This window comes from Streptomyces sp. NPDC102467 (genome assembly GCF_044765445.1).
GTDB lineage: Bacteria > Actinomycetota > Actinomycetes > Streptomycetales > Streptomycetaceae > Streptomyces.
The window spans coordinates 91,349-105,751 of record NZ_JBIWKA010000001.1; the positions used below are offsets into that span (position 1 = coordinate 91,349).

The window sequence follows — 14,403 nt, forward strand, 5'->3', positions numbered from 1 at the left end:
CATGCCCGGAACCCGAACTCGTAGGACCTGCGCGGCAGTTGCCGGCGCCGGCGCACTGCTGGTCGTCACCGGCTGCGGGGCCGCCGACATGACCAAGCAGGCGTCTCCGTACGCCAACGCCCAGGGCGCCAAGACAGTGACCCTCTCCGTCCAGTCCTGGGTCGGCGCCCAGGCCAACGTCGCCGTCGCCCAGTACCTCCTGGAGCACGAACTCGGCTACCGCGTCGACACCGTCCAGGTCGACGAGGTCCCCGCCTGGGACGCCCTCAGCCAGGGCCGCGTCGACGCGATCCTGGAGGACTGGGGCCACCCCGAACAGGAACAGCGCTACGTGAAGGACAAGAAGACCATCGAGAACGGCGGCGGCCTCGGCGTCACCGGACACATCGGCTGGTTCGTCCCCACGTACTTCGCCAAGCAGCACCCCGACGTCACGAACTACAAGAACCTCAACAAGTACGCCGCTCAGCTGAAGACCGCGGAGAGCGGTGGCAAGGGGCAGTTGCTGGACGGCTCCCCGTCCTACGTCACGAACGACAAGGCCCTGGTCCAGAACCTGAAGCTGAACTACCAGGTCGTCTTCTCCGGCTCCGAAGCCGCCCAGATCACCCAGATCAAGCAGTTCGCCAAGCAGAAGAAGCCGTTCCTGACGTACTGGTACCAGCCGCAGTGGCTCTTCAAGAAGGTGCCGATGACCGAGGTGAAGCTGCCCGCCTACAAGGAGGGCTGCGACGCCGATCCGAAGAAGGTCTCCTGCGCCTACCCGCAGACCCCGCTGCAGAAGTACCTCAACGCCGACTTCGCCAAGAGCGGCGGCAAGGCCGCGGCCCTCCTGAAGAAGTTCCACTGGACGACGGAGGACCAGAACGAGGTCTCCCTCTTGATCGCCGAGCAGAAACTGTCGCCGGACGAAGCGGCGAAGAAGTGGATCGACGGTCACCGCTCCACATGGAAGGCGTGGCTGCCCAAGTAACCGGGCAGGTTCTACGGTGCCGGGTGCCTTTCCTGACGGGGGCACCCGGCACAGCTGTGTGCGGGACGGGGCGGGACGGGGCGGGACGGGACGGGGAATGGGGCGGAGTGGGGTGGGGCGGAGTGGGGTGGGGTGGAGCGGCGGGATTGGGCTGGGCTGGGCCTGGGGTCAGGCGATGGTGTCCGCGATGTCCCGCAGTGCGGCGGCCGCCCGCCGCTGCAATCCGGGCCCGAACGTGATCCGCGTCGCCCCCAACTCGCCCCACTCGCGCGGCGAAGGCCCCCCGGGTGGCGCCCCGACGTTGATCGGCCCCTCGATCTCGGCCCGCAGACGCGGCAGCACCTCGGCCGGCGCCCCGATCGGGTACACGCAGTCCGCACCCGCGGCCACGAACAACCCCGCCCGCTCGATCGCCTCCTCGACCGGATTGTCGACGCCCTTGACGAGGAACGCGTCGATCCGCGCGTTGAGCACGATCCGGTCGCCTGCCGCCGCCCGCACCTCGGCCAGCCAGTCGGCCTGCTGCCGGGCGTCCTTGAGGACAAGGTCCTGGTGCGGCCGGCCCGGTCCGGAGGGGGAAGCTTGCGGGTCCGCGTAGGAGTCCTCGAGGTTGCACCCGACGGCCCCGGTCTCCAGCAGCCGCTCCACGAGCTCCTTCGGCGCGATTCCGTACCCGGCTTCGATGTCCGCGGAGACGGGCACCGACACCGACCGCACGATCCGGGCCACGGCGGCGAACATCTCGTCCGCCGGAGTCTGTCCGTCCTCGTACCCGAGCGACGCCGCGACCCCCGCGCTCGGCGTCGCCAGAGCCGGGAACCCGGCCTCCTCGAAGACACGCGCACTCGCCGCGTCCCACGGCCCGGGCAGGATCAACGGGTCACCGGGCGAGCGGTCACGATGCAGGGCGCGAAGGACGTCCACGGGGGCCGCGGCCCCTTGCGACTGCTCCGGGTTCACCATGCGGGTCCTCCGGGTTCGATGCGACGACTGACCATCAGCCGGTTCCAACTGTTGATCACGGTGATCGCCGCGATGAGGTGGGCCAGTTCGGTCTCACTGAAGTGCTTGGCGGCGAGCTCGTACGCCTCGTCGGGCACGAACCCCTCCGTGAGGACCGTCACCGCCTCGGTCAGCGCGAGCGCCGCCCGCTCCTTCTCGCTGTACAACTCACCGGCTTCGCGCCATGCGTTGAGCAGCGCGATCCGCTTCGCGCTCTCCCCGTTCTTCCCGACGGCGATGTCGACGTGCATGTCCAGACAGAACGCGCACTCGTTGATCTGCGAAGCCCGGATCATCACCAGCTCCGCGAGCACTGGATCCCCGAGCCCCTTCTTCGCGGCCGCGCTGAAGGCGGCCATCGCATTGCGGACGCCAGGATCCAACTGGGTCGTGCGCGCGTTCACTTGAAGTCCCCCGCCTTGTAGTGCCCAGGGGCCTGACGCGTGGAGACACCGAACCGGTTCCACGCGTTGATCGTGGTGATCGCCGCGATCAACTGGCTCAGCTCCCGCTCGTCGTAGAGCTTCGCCGCCTTCTCGTACACCTCGTCCGGAACGAAGCCGTCCGTGAGTACCGTGATCGCCTCGGTCAGCTCGAGCGCGACGATCTCCCGTTCGGTGTAGAAGTGCTTCGACTCTTCCCAGGCGGCGAGCTGAATGATCCGCTCCACGCTCTCGCCCGCGGCCAGCGCTTCCTTGGAATGCATGTCCAGGCAGAGCGCACAGTGGTTGATCTGCGAGGCGCGGATCTTGACCAGCTCGTACGTCACCGGGTCGAGCCCCTGACGAGCCGCCGCGTCGAGCCGGACCATCGCCTTGAACACCTCGGGCGCGAGCTGCGCCCAGTCGAGCCGAGGCGTGTGCTCATGCATGTATTCCTTGCCGGTGGAGGCGGGGGCGACGCCGGTGGCGGCGTCCGTCGTGGTTTCGGTGCTCTCTTGTGTCCTGCTCTCGTGCGTCGTCATGCTTCGAGCCTACGAAGGGATTAGCCCAGGGGTATGGTCCATTCCCATGGCAGACCCCTGGGCCACTTCGCCCTCCGGACAGTCACTCGGCATCGACCTCCACATCGAGCCCACCGGCTCCGGCCTGCGCCGGGGCCTTACCGACGCGCTCCGGGAGGCCGTACGCGGCGGACGCCTTGCCCCCGGCACCCGACTGCCCGCCTCACGCACCCTCGCCGTCGACCTGGGCATCGCCCGCAACACCGTCGCCGACTCCTACGCCGACCTCGTCGCGGAAGGCTGGCTCACTGCCCGCCAGGGCTCCGGCACCCGGGTCGCCGAACGCCCCGTCGAGGCCCCCCGCCCGGCCCCGGCCCCCGGCCGCCGGGCCCCCGGCGGGCTCCTCCACGACCTGCACCCCGGCACCCCCGACCTGGCCTCTTTCCCTCGTATCGAGTGGCTCAAGGCAGCCCGGCGTGCCCTGACCGCGGCCCCGAACGAAGCACTCGGCTATGGCGACCCGCGCGGCCGCCTGGAACTGCGCACCGCCCTCGCCGGTTACCTCTCCCGGGCCCGGGGCGTGCACACCCACCCCGACCGCATCGTCGTCTGCGCCGGCTTCGTGCACGGCCTGATGCTGCTCGGCGACGTCCTGCGCCGCCGGGGCGTGCGCGACGTCGCCGTGGAGAGCTACGGCCTCGACGTTCACTGGAACGTCCTGACCCGCGCGAACCTACGCACCCACCCCCTCCCCCTCGATGAACTCGGCACAGTTACAGCGGAGTTGGACACCTGGGAGGCGGGTGCGGCGTCTCCGGGCGTAGGCCTGGCCGGGGCAACGGGGTCTTTGGCAACGGGGTCTCTGGGAGCGGGGTCTCGGGCAACGGGGCCTGAGGAAGATGGGGAAGGGCGTGCGGGTGTGGGGTCGGGGGCCAGTGTGTCCCTGGGTGCGGGTGCGGGTGCGGGTGCGGGTGCGGGTGCGGGTGCGAGTGCCGGTGTGGGTTTGGTGGCGGTGTTGGGCGCGGGGCCCGTTGCCGGTGCCGGTGCCGGTGCCGGTGCCGTAGGGGTAGCGGCAGGGGCGCTCGGGGCAGGAGACATCCGCGGAGTCGGCGGGAGCGCGGCGGTCGGCGCGGCCCTGCTGACGCCCGCCCACCAGTTCCCCACGGGCGTGCCGCTGCACCCGGACCGGCGTGTTGCCGTCGTCGACTGGGCGCGCCGTACAGGGGGACTGATCCTGGAGGACGACTACGACGGCGAATTCCGCTACGACCGCCAACCTGTAGGCGCCCTCCAGGGACTCGACCCGGAGCGCGTGGTCTACCTCGGCACGGCGAGCAAGTCACTCGCCCCCGGGCTGCGGCTGGGCTGGATGGTCCTGCCCGCGGGGCTCGCCGATGAGGTCATCGAAGCCAAGGGGACCACTGACTGGTCGTGCGGCGTCCTCGACCAGCTGACCCTCGCCGAGTTCCTGAACTCCGGTGCCTACGACCGTCATCTGCGCAGCGCCCGCCTGCGCTACCGCCGTCGCCGCGACCAACTCGTCGCCGCCCTGGCCGAACACGCTCCCTCGGTCCACGCCACCGGCATCGCCGCAGGGCTGCACGCGGTCCTGCAACTCCCGCCCGGCACCGAACAGTCCGTGGTCCGCGCCGCCGCCTGGCAGCGCCTGGGCGTCGCAGGCCTCTCCAGCCTCCGGCACGAGAACGCCGCCGCCTCGTCGGCCCCGCTCGACGCCTTGGTGGTCGGCTACGGCACCCCGCCCGACCACGCTTGGGCCGGCGCCCTGGACGCGTTGTGCCGGGTGCTGCCGTGACGGAGGCCGACGGGAGCTCGGCGCCGGGGCTTGGGGCGGGCGGCGGGTGGCGGGTGGCGAGGTTGGGGCCGGGCGGTGGGTGGTGGGCACTCGGGGCCAGGGACGTAAGCGGGCCGGGGCCGCCGGGCCGGGGCCGAGAAGCCGAGAAGCCGAGATAGGGGAGCCCGGGCCGGGGAGCCGGGGCCAGGGTTGAGGCCAGGGGGGTGGTGGAGGTCAGGGGTCGCGTTTGAGGCCGGGGCTCGAAACTTTGCCGCTTTCCTTCCTACTCACCTACCTGGGCCGGCTCCGCATCCCCCATCGTCGGCGCCTCGCCGAACCGGGCCAGGGCCAGCGCCCCCACAACCGCGACCGCGAACCCCAATACCGCCAGCCATGCGAGCCCCGACCGCGTCCGGTCCCCGAGCCACACCACTCCAACCAGCGCCGGACCCACCGTCTCCCCGACAACCATCCCGGCCGTGGCCACCGTCACCGACCCGCGCTGCAACGCCGACGTCAGCAAGAGAAACGCCGCCCCACCCCCCACCAACAGTGCATACGTCGCCGGATTCGACAGCAGCGCCCCCGGCGACATGTCGTCGATGAGCCGCACGCTCACCTCGACCACCCCGAACCCGAACCCCGACCCGAGCCCCAACGCCAGGGCCCGGCCTCGCCCGGGCAACCGGCCTGCTCCGGCCCCGATCAGCAGCACCCCGACCGCCACCCCGAGCATCGCGAACCGCAGCGCATCCGAACCGGCTCGCTCACCCTCGGCCCCTGACGCCAGCCCCAACATGGCCAGCCCTGCGCAGACGGCTCCCACCGCCCCCCACTCCGCGCCGCTCAACCGCACGTGCAGGAGCCGTGCGGCTACTACCGCGGTGACCGCAAGGCTTGCGGCGAGCGCTGCTCCAACGGCGTAGATCGGAAGGGACCGCAACGCCACGACCTGCAGCACGAATCCCAGCCCGTCGAATCCGAGCCCCACGAGGTATCGCCACTGCCGCAACGCCCGCATCAGCAGTGCTGTATCCACTCCTGATCCGGTCCCGGGCTCGGCCGCCCGTGCCGCCATCGCCTGAAGCACCGAGGCCGTCCCGAAGCAGATCGCGGATCCCAGCGCGCAAAACATTCCAAGAGGCACAAAGCGACTTTAGAGGAAGAGGGGTTGGCTCATTCTCTCCGCCCGAGGTTCGGCAGCCGAGGAGGCAGGGGCCGGTGATGAGGGGTGCTGCCACCAGGGGTCGGCCCTCTTGCCGGCTTCGACGGGCTCTGCGCCCCGCCGGGGCCGCGCACCGCCGACCCCGGTCCCGGCTCCGGGGTCGGCGCCTTCCAGGGCGCTATCACTCTTCAGGTGTCAAGGAACTGTCGGATGTCTCCGGGCGCTGCCGTTCACGCGCCAAGTACCGCACGGAGCTGATCGAGCCCCCAGTCCAGATCCTCCTTACTGATCACCAAGGGCGGAGCGATCCGGATCGTGGAGCCATGGGTGTCCTTGACGAGCACACCCCGGCCCATCAACTTCTCCGAGATCTCCCGGCCCGTCCCGTACGCCGGATCGATGTCGACGCCCGCCCAGAGCCCGCGGCCCCGTACCTCCGTCACCTTGCCCGTGCCGGTCAACAGGCCCAGCTCGGCGTGCAGATGCTCGCCAAGCTCCGCGGCCCGCTGCTGGAACTCCCCGCCACGCAGCATCGCGATCACCTCGAGTGCCACAGCGCAAGCAAGCGGATTACCGCCGAAGGTCGACCCGTGCTCCCCCGGCCGGAACACTCCCAGCACCGCCTTGCTGGACACCACCGCCGATACCGGTACGACGCCACCCCCGAGCGCCTTGCCCAGCACATACATGTCGGGCACCACGCCCTCGTGCTCGCAGGCGAACGTTCGTCCTGTCCGCCCGAGCCCCGACTGGATCTCGTCCGCGATGAACAGCACGCTGCGTTCGCGCGTCAGTTCCCGAACTCCCGCGAGGTATCCGGCCGGCGGCACCAGCACCCCCGCCTCACCCTGGATCGGCTCCAGGAGGACCGCCACCGTGTCCTCGGTGACCGCCTCTCGGAGTGCCGCCAGGTCCCCGTACGGGACGATGTCGAACCCCGGCGTGTACGGACCGAAATCCGCTCGTGCCTCCTGATCCGTGGAGAAGCTGACGATCGTCGTCGTCCGTCCGTGGAAGTTGTCGCTCGCGACCACGATCCGTGCCCGCCCGTCCGGCACTCCCTTGACCCTGTACCCCCACTTACGGGCGGTCTTCACCGCGGTCTCCACCGCCTCCGCCCCCGTGTTCATCGGCAGCACCATCTCCATGCCGCACAGCTCGGCGAGCCGCGTACAGAATTCGGCGAACCGGTCGTGATGGAAGGCCCGCGAGGTCAGGGTGACTCGCTCCAGCTGGGCCTTGGCGGCCTCGATCAGCCGTCGGTTTCCATGCCCGAAGTTGAGCGCGGAGTACCCGGCGAGCATGTCCAGATAGCGGCCGCCCTCGACGTCCGTCATCCAGGCGCCCTCCGCTGTGGCGACCACGACGGGCAACGGGTGATAGTTGTGCGCGCTGTGCTCGTCGGAGGCAGCGATCAAGCCCTCCGACGAGGCGCGCGGATCCTCGGGGGTGTGGGCGGAAGTCACAGAAGTCACGGGATCTCCGTTCTTACGGCTCTGAAGGCCTTGCGGCTCTTGCGGCGCGAGACGGGTTTGTAGCCCTTTCCTATCGTCGCTCGCATCATGGACGTGGAAACCTCGCGCACCGGCGTGCCCGGTAGGGTGATTTCCGGGCCGTGACTGGCGCGCTGGGATGGGACCGACCATCGGGGAGCGGCCCGCGAACTGAGTGCCGTGCGCCTGGGCCGAACCGTGCTCCGCCCTATGTGCCCGACTCCGGTCGGGCCGGGGAGAACCCGTCCCGGAGGTCCGCCATGCCAGAGCCCACTCATTCCTCCCCCCTGTCCACAGAGACCGTCGCCTTCCGTAGCGCCCTCGACGTGATCCGGAGCGTGGAGCCCCGGGTCGCCGACGCCATCGGCCAGGAGATCGCCGATCAGCGCGAGATGCTCAAGCTGATCGCCAGTGAGAACTACGCCTCTCCGGCCACGCTGCTGGCGATGGGCAACTGGTTCAGCGACAAGTACGCCGAGGGCACCGTCGGCCGTCGCTTCTATGCGGGCTGCCGCAACGTCGACACCGTCGAGTCCCTGGCCGCCGACCACGCCCGCGAGCTCTTCGGCGCCCAGCACGCCTACGTGCAGCCGCACTCCGGTATCGACGCCAACCTCGTCGCCTTCTGGGCCGTCCTCGCGGACCGCGTCGAAGCCCCCGCCCTGCAGCGGGCCGGCGTACGCAACGTGAACGACCTGTCCGACGCCGACTGGGCCGAACTGCGTCAGGCCTTCGGAAACCAACGCATGCTCGGCATGTCCCTGGACGCCGGCGGCCACCTCACCCACGGGTTCCGGCCCAACATCTCCGGCAAGATGTTCGACCAGCGCAGCTATGGCACCGACCCGGTTTCCGGACTCCTGGACTACGAGGCGCTGCGCGCCACCGCCCGCGAGTTCAAGCCGCTGATCATCGTTGCCGGCTACTCCGCCTACCCGCGCCTGGTGAACTTCCGCATCATGCGGGAGATCGCCGACGAGGTCGGGGCGACGCTGATGGTCGACATGGCACACTTCGCCGGTCTCGTCGCCGGCAAGGTCCTCACCGGAGACTTCGACCCGGTGCCGCACGCCCAGATCGTCACCACGACCACCCACAAGTCGCTGCGCGGCCCGCGCGGCGGCATGGTCCTGTGCGACGACTCGCTCGCCGACCAGGTCGACCGCGGTTGCCCGATGGTGCTGGGCGGACCGCTTCCGCATGTCATGGCAGCCAAGGCCGTCGCCCTCGCCGAAGCTCGACGCCCCGACTTCCGCGGCTACGCACAGGCCGTCGTCGGCAACGCCCGCGCCCTCGCCGAGGGCCTCATCCGGCGCGGAACCACTCTCGTCACCGGTGGAACGGACAACCACCTGAATCTGATCGATGTCGCCACCTCCTATGGTCTGACCGGCCGACAGGCCGAGTCCGCGCTTCTTGATTCCGGCATCGTCACCAACCGCAACGCCATCCCGGCCGACCCGAACGGTGCTTGGTACACCTCCGGTATCCGCATCGGCACCCCTGCCCTCACTACCCGTGGTCTGGGCGCGGCCGAGATGGACGAGATCGCCGCACTCATCGACCGTGTCCTCACGGCTACCGAGCCCGGCATCACCAGCAAGGGCGCCGCCTCCAAGGCACAGCACGTCCTGGACGCCAAGGTCGCCGACGAGGTCTCTCACCGGGCTGCCGACCTTCTCTCCGGCTTCCCGCTCTACCCGGGCGTCGACCTCACCTGAGCCCCGGCAGCCGCCTCCGGACGGGCCCACCGTGGGATGGAGGCGGCGCCGGTGCCTCTGCCGATCCAGGGGCCTGCGCTCCAGCCGGTCGTAGGTCCCGCAGCTCCTGCCGAGGGCCTGGCTCCCTGCGTCTGCGAGCCGATGGCGACGAGGCAGACAGCCGCACCACCAGCGGTCGCAACAGCAGAGCCGCCGCTGCTCCGGCGGCCAGGCCGGGGAATGTCCACCACCAGTCGACGCCTCTGCCCTGAGCCGTCGCTGCGGCCGGGGCAAGCGCGCTGGTGGCAGCTCCGGGAACTGCTGCCGCACGGAACCCGGATGCCTCAGGGTCCGGAAATATGGGAGGAGCCCCGCCGGGCGATCGCTTGCCCATCACGTCCAGCTTGTGCAGCAGAGATCGCAACTCGGTCGGCTTCTCAGCCCTGTGCCAGTAGCCGCTGAACGTTTTGGGGATGCCCGTGGACGTGTATATCCAGACCGTCCTGATGCCCGGTGTGTCCGGATAGACGCGATCCACCCGCCATGGCTGCACATCGTGGAGCAGCCAGGTCATGTTGAGCTGCCGCCCCGCGCCGACACCGAGCTCGGGCGGCAGCTTCTCCTGCCCTTCGCCCGGCTGTCCGAGCAGGCTGCTCAGCCGCCCGTACCTCTTGTCGCTGAAATAGAGCGACGCGCTCTGCTTGCTCTCCGGCGAAACGACGAGGACGCTCGTAGGTCCACCGGCCAGTGCTGGGGAGCCACTCCACAAGATCATGATCAATGCGGCAGCCAGCCCTGTGACCAGCGCACCTACTCTTCGTAACGTATGCATCCGGACCCCCGATCGGTTCCGGCACGGCTCCTCCGTGCCGGTTCACTTCTGGTACACCGCTCGAACCGTCGGGGTTCCCGATTCGGCGGGCTGTCTTTTCGTCCGTGGCCGCCGGAGCGTGGCCGGCGGATCTTGCCGCAGGGGCCCGCCGCCTGGCCCCTCGGCACATGCCAAAGAACCAGGTGCGCGGAGAAGCTCTAGCGTGGATCGCGCGCCGACTTCGCGATCTTCAGCGCCTCCTCGGCGGACGTGATGCCTTCCAACCGCAGCGTGAGATCGGCGCCGCGCCTCCACAGCAGGGTCGGCCCCGTCGTGCGCGCCGACCGCCTCCACTGTTTGCCGTGCTCGTCGTACATCCAGAAACTCAGCAGGTGCTCCTGCTGGAACCACAGCCCGGTGTCACCGTCCACCGTCACCCATCGCGGACGGAGCGGGACCGTCTTGGTGAAGGCGAGGTCGAGGTAGGCCGGATACTCGTCGAGCCGTATGGTGCCGCCCGCGCTGTGCCAGCACAGGGTGAGCAGGGACCGGTCGTCGGGCTCGTGGGTGACCGTGATCGCGTCGGGCGTCCCCAGCTCGGCTGGGAACAACGGTTGGAAACCGGCCCGGCGCACGGCCTGGTCAAGGGAGAGAGAGACACCGCAGCCCGGAATATGGGCGTCGCCTTCCGGCGCTGCCGACGGGTCGTAATGCACCTCGACTCCGCCGAAACTGAACCACTCCGTCACCGCCGCCCGCACGGGAGGCGTGAACACGACGATCGTCGCCACCCCGCACAGCGCAGCGGCCAGAGCTCGCCAGCGCGTCCGCGCCCAGTGTCGTATCCGATAAAGGATCCCTCTTAGGCCCTGTGGCTCGACGACCGGCGTGGGGACATGCTCGGCGAGTATCTGGCGTAGCACGCGCTCCGCCATCGTCTCGCCCGCGCCTTCGGGGCCCTCCATGAGTCTGCCCAGCGATCGCAGTTCGTCAGGTAGCCCTGGCTCGTCATCGCGTCGCTCGCCCACGCTTGTCACCTCCCTTCCCCAGCCGCTGCGTCGGTACCGAGGCAGGCTCCTGTCCCGCGGGCAACAACTGGCCGAGTTTGCGCAGCGCGCGATTGAGGCGGGACTTGACCGTGCCGCGCGGCCAGCCGAGCGCTTGCGCCGTCTCCGACTCGTCCATTTCCAACAGATAGCGATAGGTGACGACGAGCCGATGCTCCTCGCTCAGTCGCTCCAAGGCGCGGAGCAGCTCGGAGCGGCGCTCTATTTCGACCGCTGCGACCGCTGGATCGGCCGTCTCCGGTATCAGTGGATCGGCCTCGACCATGGCGGCCTCCCGGCCGGCGACGGAGCGTTGCCGCCCTGCCGTTCTCACTGTGTTCCTCGTCTCATTGGCGACGATCTTGAGCAGCCACGGCCTGAACGCCGAGCCGTCTCTGAACCGTCCCAAGCTGCAGTACGCCTTGAAGAAGGACTGCTGCACCACGTCTTCCGCATCCGCTCCCGCGCCCAGCGCCACCGCGGCCCGCAGGGCCACTCCGGTGAAGGCGTGGACCAACTCCGCGTACGCCTCCGGCTCTCCGGCGCGCACGCGGGCGATCACCGCACCCTCGTCGACGACGCGGCCCCCCTCCAGGACTTCCCCCTGTGGCCTCACACCTTTGATACACCGGCCGACAGCGATCGGTTCCCACCCGTCCCGCACGAGTTCTCACAGTCCGTCACGCCTCGGCCTGTGCTTGGGTGCACGTCTTCCGCACGCTGTGTGCACGCGTCGTGCACCTGGGCCCGAGCAATGAGAGACACCTGAGAGAATGAGGGGCATGGCCTCTGATAGTCCCCGCGTGCTCTCCGGTATCCAGCCCACCGCAGGCTCGTTCCACCTCGGCAACTACCTCGGTGCCGTCCGCCAATGGGTGGCGTTGCAGGAGTCTCACGACGCCTTCTACATGGTGGTGGACCTGCATGCGATCACGGTTCCGCAGGACCCGAAGGAGCTGCTCGCGAACACTCGGCTCGCCGCCGCCCAGCTTCTGGCCGCCGGTCTCGACCCGGATCGCTGCACGCTGTTCGTCCAGAGCCATGTTCCCGAGCACGCTCAGCTCGGCTGGGTCATGAATTGCCTCACAGGGTTCGGTGAGGCAAGCCGCATGACGCAGTTCAAGGACAAGTCTGCCAAGCAGGGCGCCGATCGTGCGACCGTCGGACTCTTCACCTACCCGATCCTGCAGGTCGCGGACATCCTCCTCTATCAGGCCAACCAGGTTCCGGTCGGTGAGGACCAGCGCCAGCACATCGAGCTGACGCGCGACCTGGCCGAGCGCTTCAACGGCCGCTTCGGGGAGACCTTCACGATCCCGGCGCCGTACATCCTGAAGGAGACGGCCAAGATCTACGACCTTCAGGACCCGTCGATCAAGATGAGCAAGTCGGCGTCGACGCCCAAGGGCCTCATCAACCTTCTCGACGAGCCGAAGGCCACCGCCAAGAAGGTAAAGAGCGCGGTCACCGACACCGACACCGTGATCCGTTACGACGCGGTGAACAAGCCGGGTGTCAGCAACCTGCTCACCATCTACTCCACCCTCACCGGCACCGGTATCCCGGAACTGGAGCAGAAGTACGAGGGCAAGATGTACGGTGCCCTCAAGACGGACCTGGCTGAGGTCATGGTGGACTTCGTGACGCCGTTCCGGGCCCGTACCCAGGAGTACCTGGACGACCCGGAGACGCTCGACTCGATCCTGGCCAAGGGGGCGGAGAAGGCGCGGGCCGTCGCCGCCGAGACTCTTTCCCAGGCGTACGAAAAGATCGGCTTCCTGCCGGCCAAGCACTGAACCCGAAGCAGCGCACGTCTCGCCCGCACGCCCACCACACGACGACAGGAGCATGACGTGGGGACCGTAACGATCGGTGTTTCGATCGCGGTCCCGGAGCCTCACGGCAGCCTGCTCCAGGAGCGGCGTGCGGGCTTCGGCGACCCCGCAGCGCACGGTATTCCCACGCACATCACCCTGCTCCCGCCGACCGAGGTGGAGGCCGGGGACCTGCCGGCGATCGAGGCACATCTGTTGGAGGTCGCGGGCTCGGGGCGTTCCTTCGCCATGCGCCTCTCAGGCACGGGAACCTTCCGTCCGCTGTCGCCCGTTGTGTTCGTGCAGGTCGTCGAGGGCGCCGAGGCGTGCACCTGGCTGCAGAGGCAGGTGCGGGACGCGTCGGGGCCCGTCGCACGCGAACTGCAGTTCCCGTACCACCCGCATGTCACCGTGGCGCACGGCATCGCCGAGGAGGCGATGGACCACGCCTTCGAGGAACTCGCCGACTACGAGGCGGCTTGGCCGTGCAATGGCTTCTCTCTCTACGAGCAGGGCGCGGACGGTATCTGGCGACGGCTGAGGGATTTCACCTTCGGCAAGTCCACGTTTCCGGCACAGGCCCCTGACCGCACGACGCGCGGGCGCCGGCTCCCCGCACGCTGATCCGGGCTGGACAGCGTTCCACGCAGAGGGGCGGCGTCACCCTGATAGCTCGGGAGGAACTGGCTCCCGACGAATCGACCGGGGGACGCACCGCTCAGCGTGCCCCGCGCAGGAGTGTCAGACCGGGAGCCTGCGGAACACCGGCCGCGGTACGTGTCGCAGCGCCGACATGACCACCCGCAGTGTTCCCGGCACCCAGACCGTCTCAGACCGGCGCCGGAGCCCTGCCTCGATGGCCTGCGCCACCACCTCCGGCGTCGTGGCCATCGGCGCCTCGGTCATGCCTGCCGTCATCTTCGATCGCACGAATCCGGGCCGCACCACCATGACGTGGACGCCTGTGCCGTGCAGCGCGTCGCCCAGCCCCTGTGCGAACGCGTCGAGACCTGCCTTGCTCGACCCATAGATGAAATTGGCACGACGGGCCCGCTCACCCGCGACCGACGACAGCACCACCAGCGAGCCGTGCCCCTGGGCCTGCAACGCTCGCGCACAGATCAGACCGGCCGAGACCGCGCCGGTGTAATTGGTCTGCGCGACACGCACCGCCGCCATCGGCTCGCCCTCGTCGCGGGCTTGGTCGCCGAGGATGCCGAAGGCCAGCAGCACCATGTCGATGTCGCCTTCGGCGAAGATCTTACCCAGCGTCTCCTCGTGGGATTCCGGGTCCAGGGCGTCGAACGGGACGGTGCGGGCGTCGGCGCCCACATCGCGAAGGTGCGCCGCGGCGCTTTCAAGGGCGGGGGACGGGCGGCCCGCGAGCCACACGGTGCGGGTGCGCCGGGCAACGAGCCGGCGGGCTGTCGCGAGTGCGATCTCGGACGTGCCGCCGAGGATGAGCAGGGACTGGGGGGTGCCGAAGGCGTCCTTCATGAAAATTCAACTCCAATGGGACGAGAACTGAGTGGTGGTGTGCCGGGGTGTGGGCCGTCGGCGGCCCGAGCACGGAAATCGAGGATCAGGATCGGGAACCTGATCGGCTCGAGCGGTGTATCAAAAGTGACGAGGGCGCGGAGGTTCCGCCCCGAGACAGAGCGGAG

General features: G+C 69.3%; 13 protein-coding genes and 1 riboswitch. Of the genes, 5 read left to right on the top strand and 8 right to left on the bottom strand.

What is annotated here, in order from left to right:
- The first annotated feature begins 1 nt into the window (after nt 1).
- Entirely contained in the window at nt 2-973 is a 972-nt protein-coding gene (locus ACIREE_RS00355; protein ID WP_404144409.1) for an ABC transporter substrate-binding protein, read from the top strand.
- A gap of 168 nt (nt 974-1,141) precedes the next feature.
- Here the strand turns inward: ACIREE_RS00355 and ACIREE_RS00360 are convergent, their stop codons facing one another.
- The 3 genes from ACIREE_RS00360 to ACIREE_RS00370 are packed head-to-tail and all read right to left on the bottom strand — an operon-like array spanning nt 1,142 to nt 2,939.
- On the bottom strand, nt 1,142-1,936 hold the full coding sequence (locus ACIREE_RS00360; RefSeq protein WP_404144411.1) for an isocitrate lyase/phosphoenolpyruvate mutase family protein: 795 nt from the start codon (nt 1,934-1,936) through the stop codon (nt 1,142-1,144).
- Nucleotides 1,930-2,379, bottom strand: coding sequence for a carboxymuconolactone decarboxylase family protein (locus ACIREE_RS00365; RefSeq protein WP_404144413.1), 450 nt, complete (start codon nt 2,377-2,379; stop codon nt 1,930-1,932). The genes ACIREE_RS00360 and ACIREE_RS00365 overlap by 7 nt, the downstream gene beginning before the upstream one ends.
- A complete protein-coding gene (locus ACIREE_RS00370) occupies nt 2,376-2,939 on the bottom strand; it encodes a carboxymuconolactone decarboxylase family protein (protein ID WP_404144415.1) in 564 nt (187 codons plus the stop codon). Before ACIREE_RS00370 ends, ACIREE_RS00365 begins: the two co-directional genes overlap by 4 nt.
- Before the next feature lie 46 nt (nt 2,940-2,985).
- On the opposite strand from ACIREE_RS00370, the gene ACIREE_RS00375 reads away from it, so the two are divergent.
- Nucleotides 2,986-4,731, top strand: a complete 1,746-nt coding sequence (locus ACIREE_RS00375) for a PLP-dependent aminotransferase family protein (protein ID WP_404144416.1) — start codon at nt 2,986-2,988, stop codon at nt 4,729-4,731.
- Nucleotides 4,732-4,993: 262 nt separating this feature from the next.
- Here ACIREE_RS00375 and ACIREE_RS00380 read toward each other — a convergent pair whose 3' ends face one another.
- Nucleotides 4,994-5,845 carry a hypothetical protein gene (locus ACIREE_RS00380; RefSeq protein WP_404145268.1) on the bottom strand — a complete coding sequence of 284 codons (852 nt, stop codon included), beginning with the start codon at nt 5,843-5,845 and terminating at the stop codon, nt 4,994-4,996.
- Nucleotides 5,846-6,105: 260 nt separating this feature from the next.
- Nucleotides 6,106-7,293, bottom strand: coding sequence for an ornithine--oxo-acid transaminase (gene rocD / locus ACIREE_RS00385; protein ID WP_404145269.1), 1,188 nt, complete (start codon nt 7,291-7,293; stop codon nt 6,106-6,108).
- A gap of 187 nt (nt 7,294-7,480) precedes the next feature.
- Nucleotides 7,481-7,567: riboswitch (ZMP/ZTP riboswitch) on the top strand.
- 61 nt (nt 7,568-7,628) lie between these two features.
- Between rocD and ACIREE_RS00390 the strand changes: the two genes are divergently transcribed.
- Nucleotides 7,629-9,089 carry a glycine hydroxymethyltransferase gene (locus ACIREE_RS00390; RefSeq protein WP_404144417.1) on the top strand — a complete coding sequence of 487 codons (1,461 nt, stop codon included), beginning with the start codon at nt 7,629-7,631 and terminating at the stop codon, nt 9,087-9,089.
- A gap of 1,008 nt (nt 9,090-10,097) precedes the next feature.
- Here ACIREE_RS00390 and ACIREE_RS00395 read toward each other — a convergent pair.
- Nucleotides 10,098-10,907 (bottom strand): hypothetical protein, encoded by an 810-nt coding sequence (locus ACIREE_RS00395; protein WP_404144418.1) that lies wholly within the window; start codon nt 10,905-10,907, stop codon nt 10,098-10,100.
- Entirely contained in the window at nt 10,888-11,487 is a 600-nt protein-coding gene (locus tag ACIREE_RS00400; RefSeq protein WP_404144420.1) for an RNA polymerase sigma factor, read from the bottom strand. Before ACIREE_RS00400 ends, ACIREE_RS00395 begins: the two co-directional genes overlap by 20 nt.
- Nucleotides 11,488-11,707: 220 nt before the next feature.
- On the opposite strand from ACIREE_RS00400, the gene trpS reads away from it, so the two are divergent.
- Both trpS and ACIREE_RS00410 read left to right on the top strand, forming a co-directional pair.
- Complete coding sequence (trpS, locus tag ACIREE_RS00405) at nt 11,708-12,721, top strand: tryptophan--tRNA ligase (protein ID WP_404144422.1); 1,014 nt, start codon at nt 11,708-11,710, stop codon at nt 12,719-12,721.
- 57 nt (nt 12,722-12,778) lie between these two features.
- Nucleotides 12,779-13,363: a 2'-5' RNA ligase family protein gene (locus ACIREE_RS00410; protein ID WP_404144424.1), complete on the top strand. Its 585-nt coding sequence runs from the start codon at nt 12,779-12,781 to the stop codon at nt 13,361-13,363.
- A 117-nt stretch (nt 13,364-13,480) separates the two neighbouring features.
- On the opposite strand, the gene ACIREE_RS00415 is transcribed toward ACIREE_RS00410, so the two are convergent.
- Complete coding sequence (locus tag ACIREE_RS00415; RefSeq protein ID WP_404144426.1) at nt 13,481-14,236, bottom strand: decaprenylphospho-beta-D-erythro-pentofuranosid-2-ulose 2-reductase; 756 nt, start codon at nt 14,234-14,236, stop codon at nt 13,481-13,483.
- Nucleotides 14,237-14,403: the final 167 nt, after the last annotated feature.

Bases quoted from the DNA above. Each gene is read 5' to 3' on its own strand.
- ACIREE_RS00370 (WP_404144415.1), bottom strand. From the start codon at position 2,939: ATGACGACGCACGAGAGCAGGACACAAGAGAGCACCGAAACCACGACG.
- ACIREE_RS00360 (WP_404144411.1), bottom strand. From the start codon at position 1,936: ATGGTGAACCCGGAGCAGTCGCAAGGGGCCGCGGCCCCCGTGGACGTC.
- ACIREE_RS00355 (WP_404144409.1), top strand. From the start codon at position 2: ATGCCCGGAACCCGAACTCGTAGGACCTGCGCGGCAGTTGCCGGCGCC.
- trpS (WP_404144422.1), top strand. From the start codon at position 11,708: ATGGCCTCTGATAGTCCCCGCGTGCTCTCCGGTATCCAGCCCACCGCA.
- ACIREE_RS00390 (WP_404144417.1), top strand. From the start codon at position 7,629: ATGCCAGAGCCCACTCATTCCTCCCCCCTGTCCACAGAGACCGTCGCC.
- ACIREE_RS00375 (WP_404144416.1), top strand. From the start codon at position 2,986: ATGGCAGACCCCTGGGCCACTTCGCCCTCCGGACAGTCACTCGGCATC.
- ACIREE_RS00380 (WP_404145268.1), bottom strand. From the start codon at position 5,845: ATGTTTTGCGCGCTGGGATCCGCGATCTGCTTCGGGACGGCCTCGGTG.
- ACIREE_RS00415 (WP_404144426.1), bottom strand. From the start codon at position 14,236: ATGAAGGACGCCTTCGGCACCCCCCAGTCCCTGCTCATCCTCGGCGGC.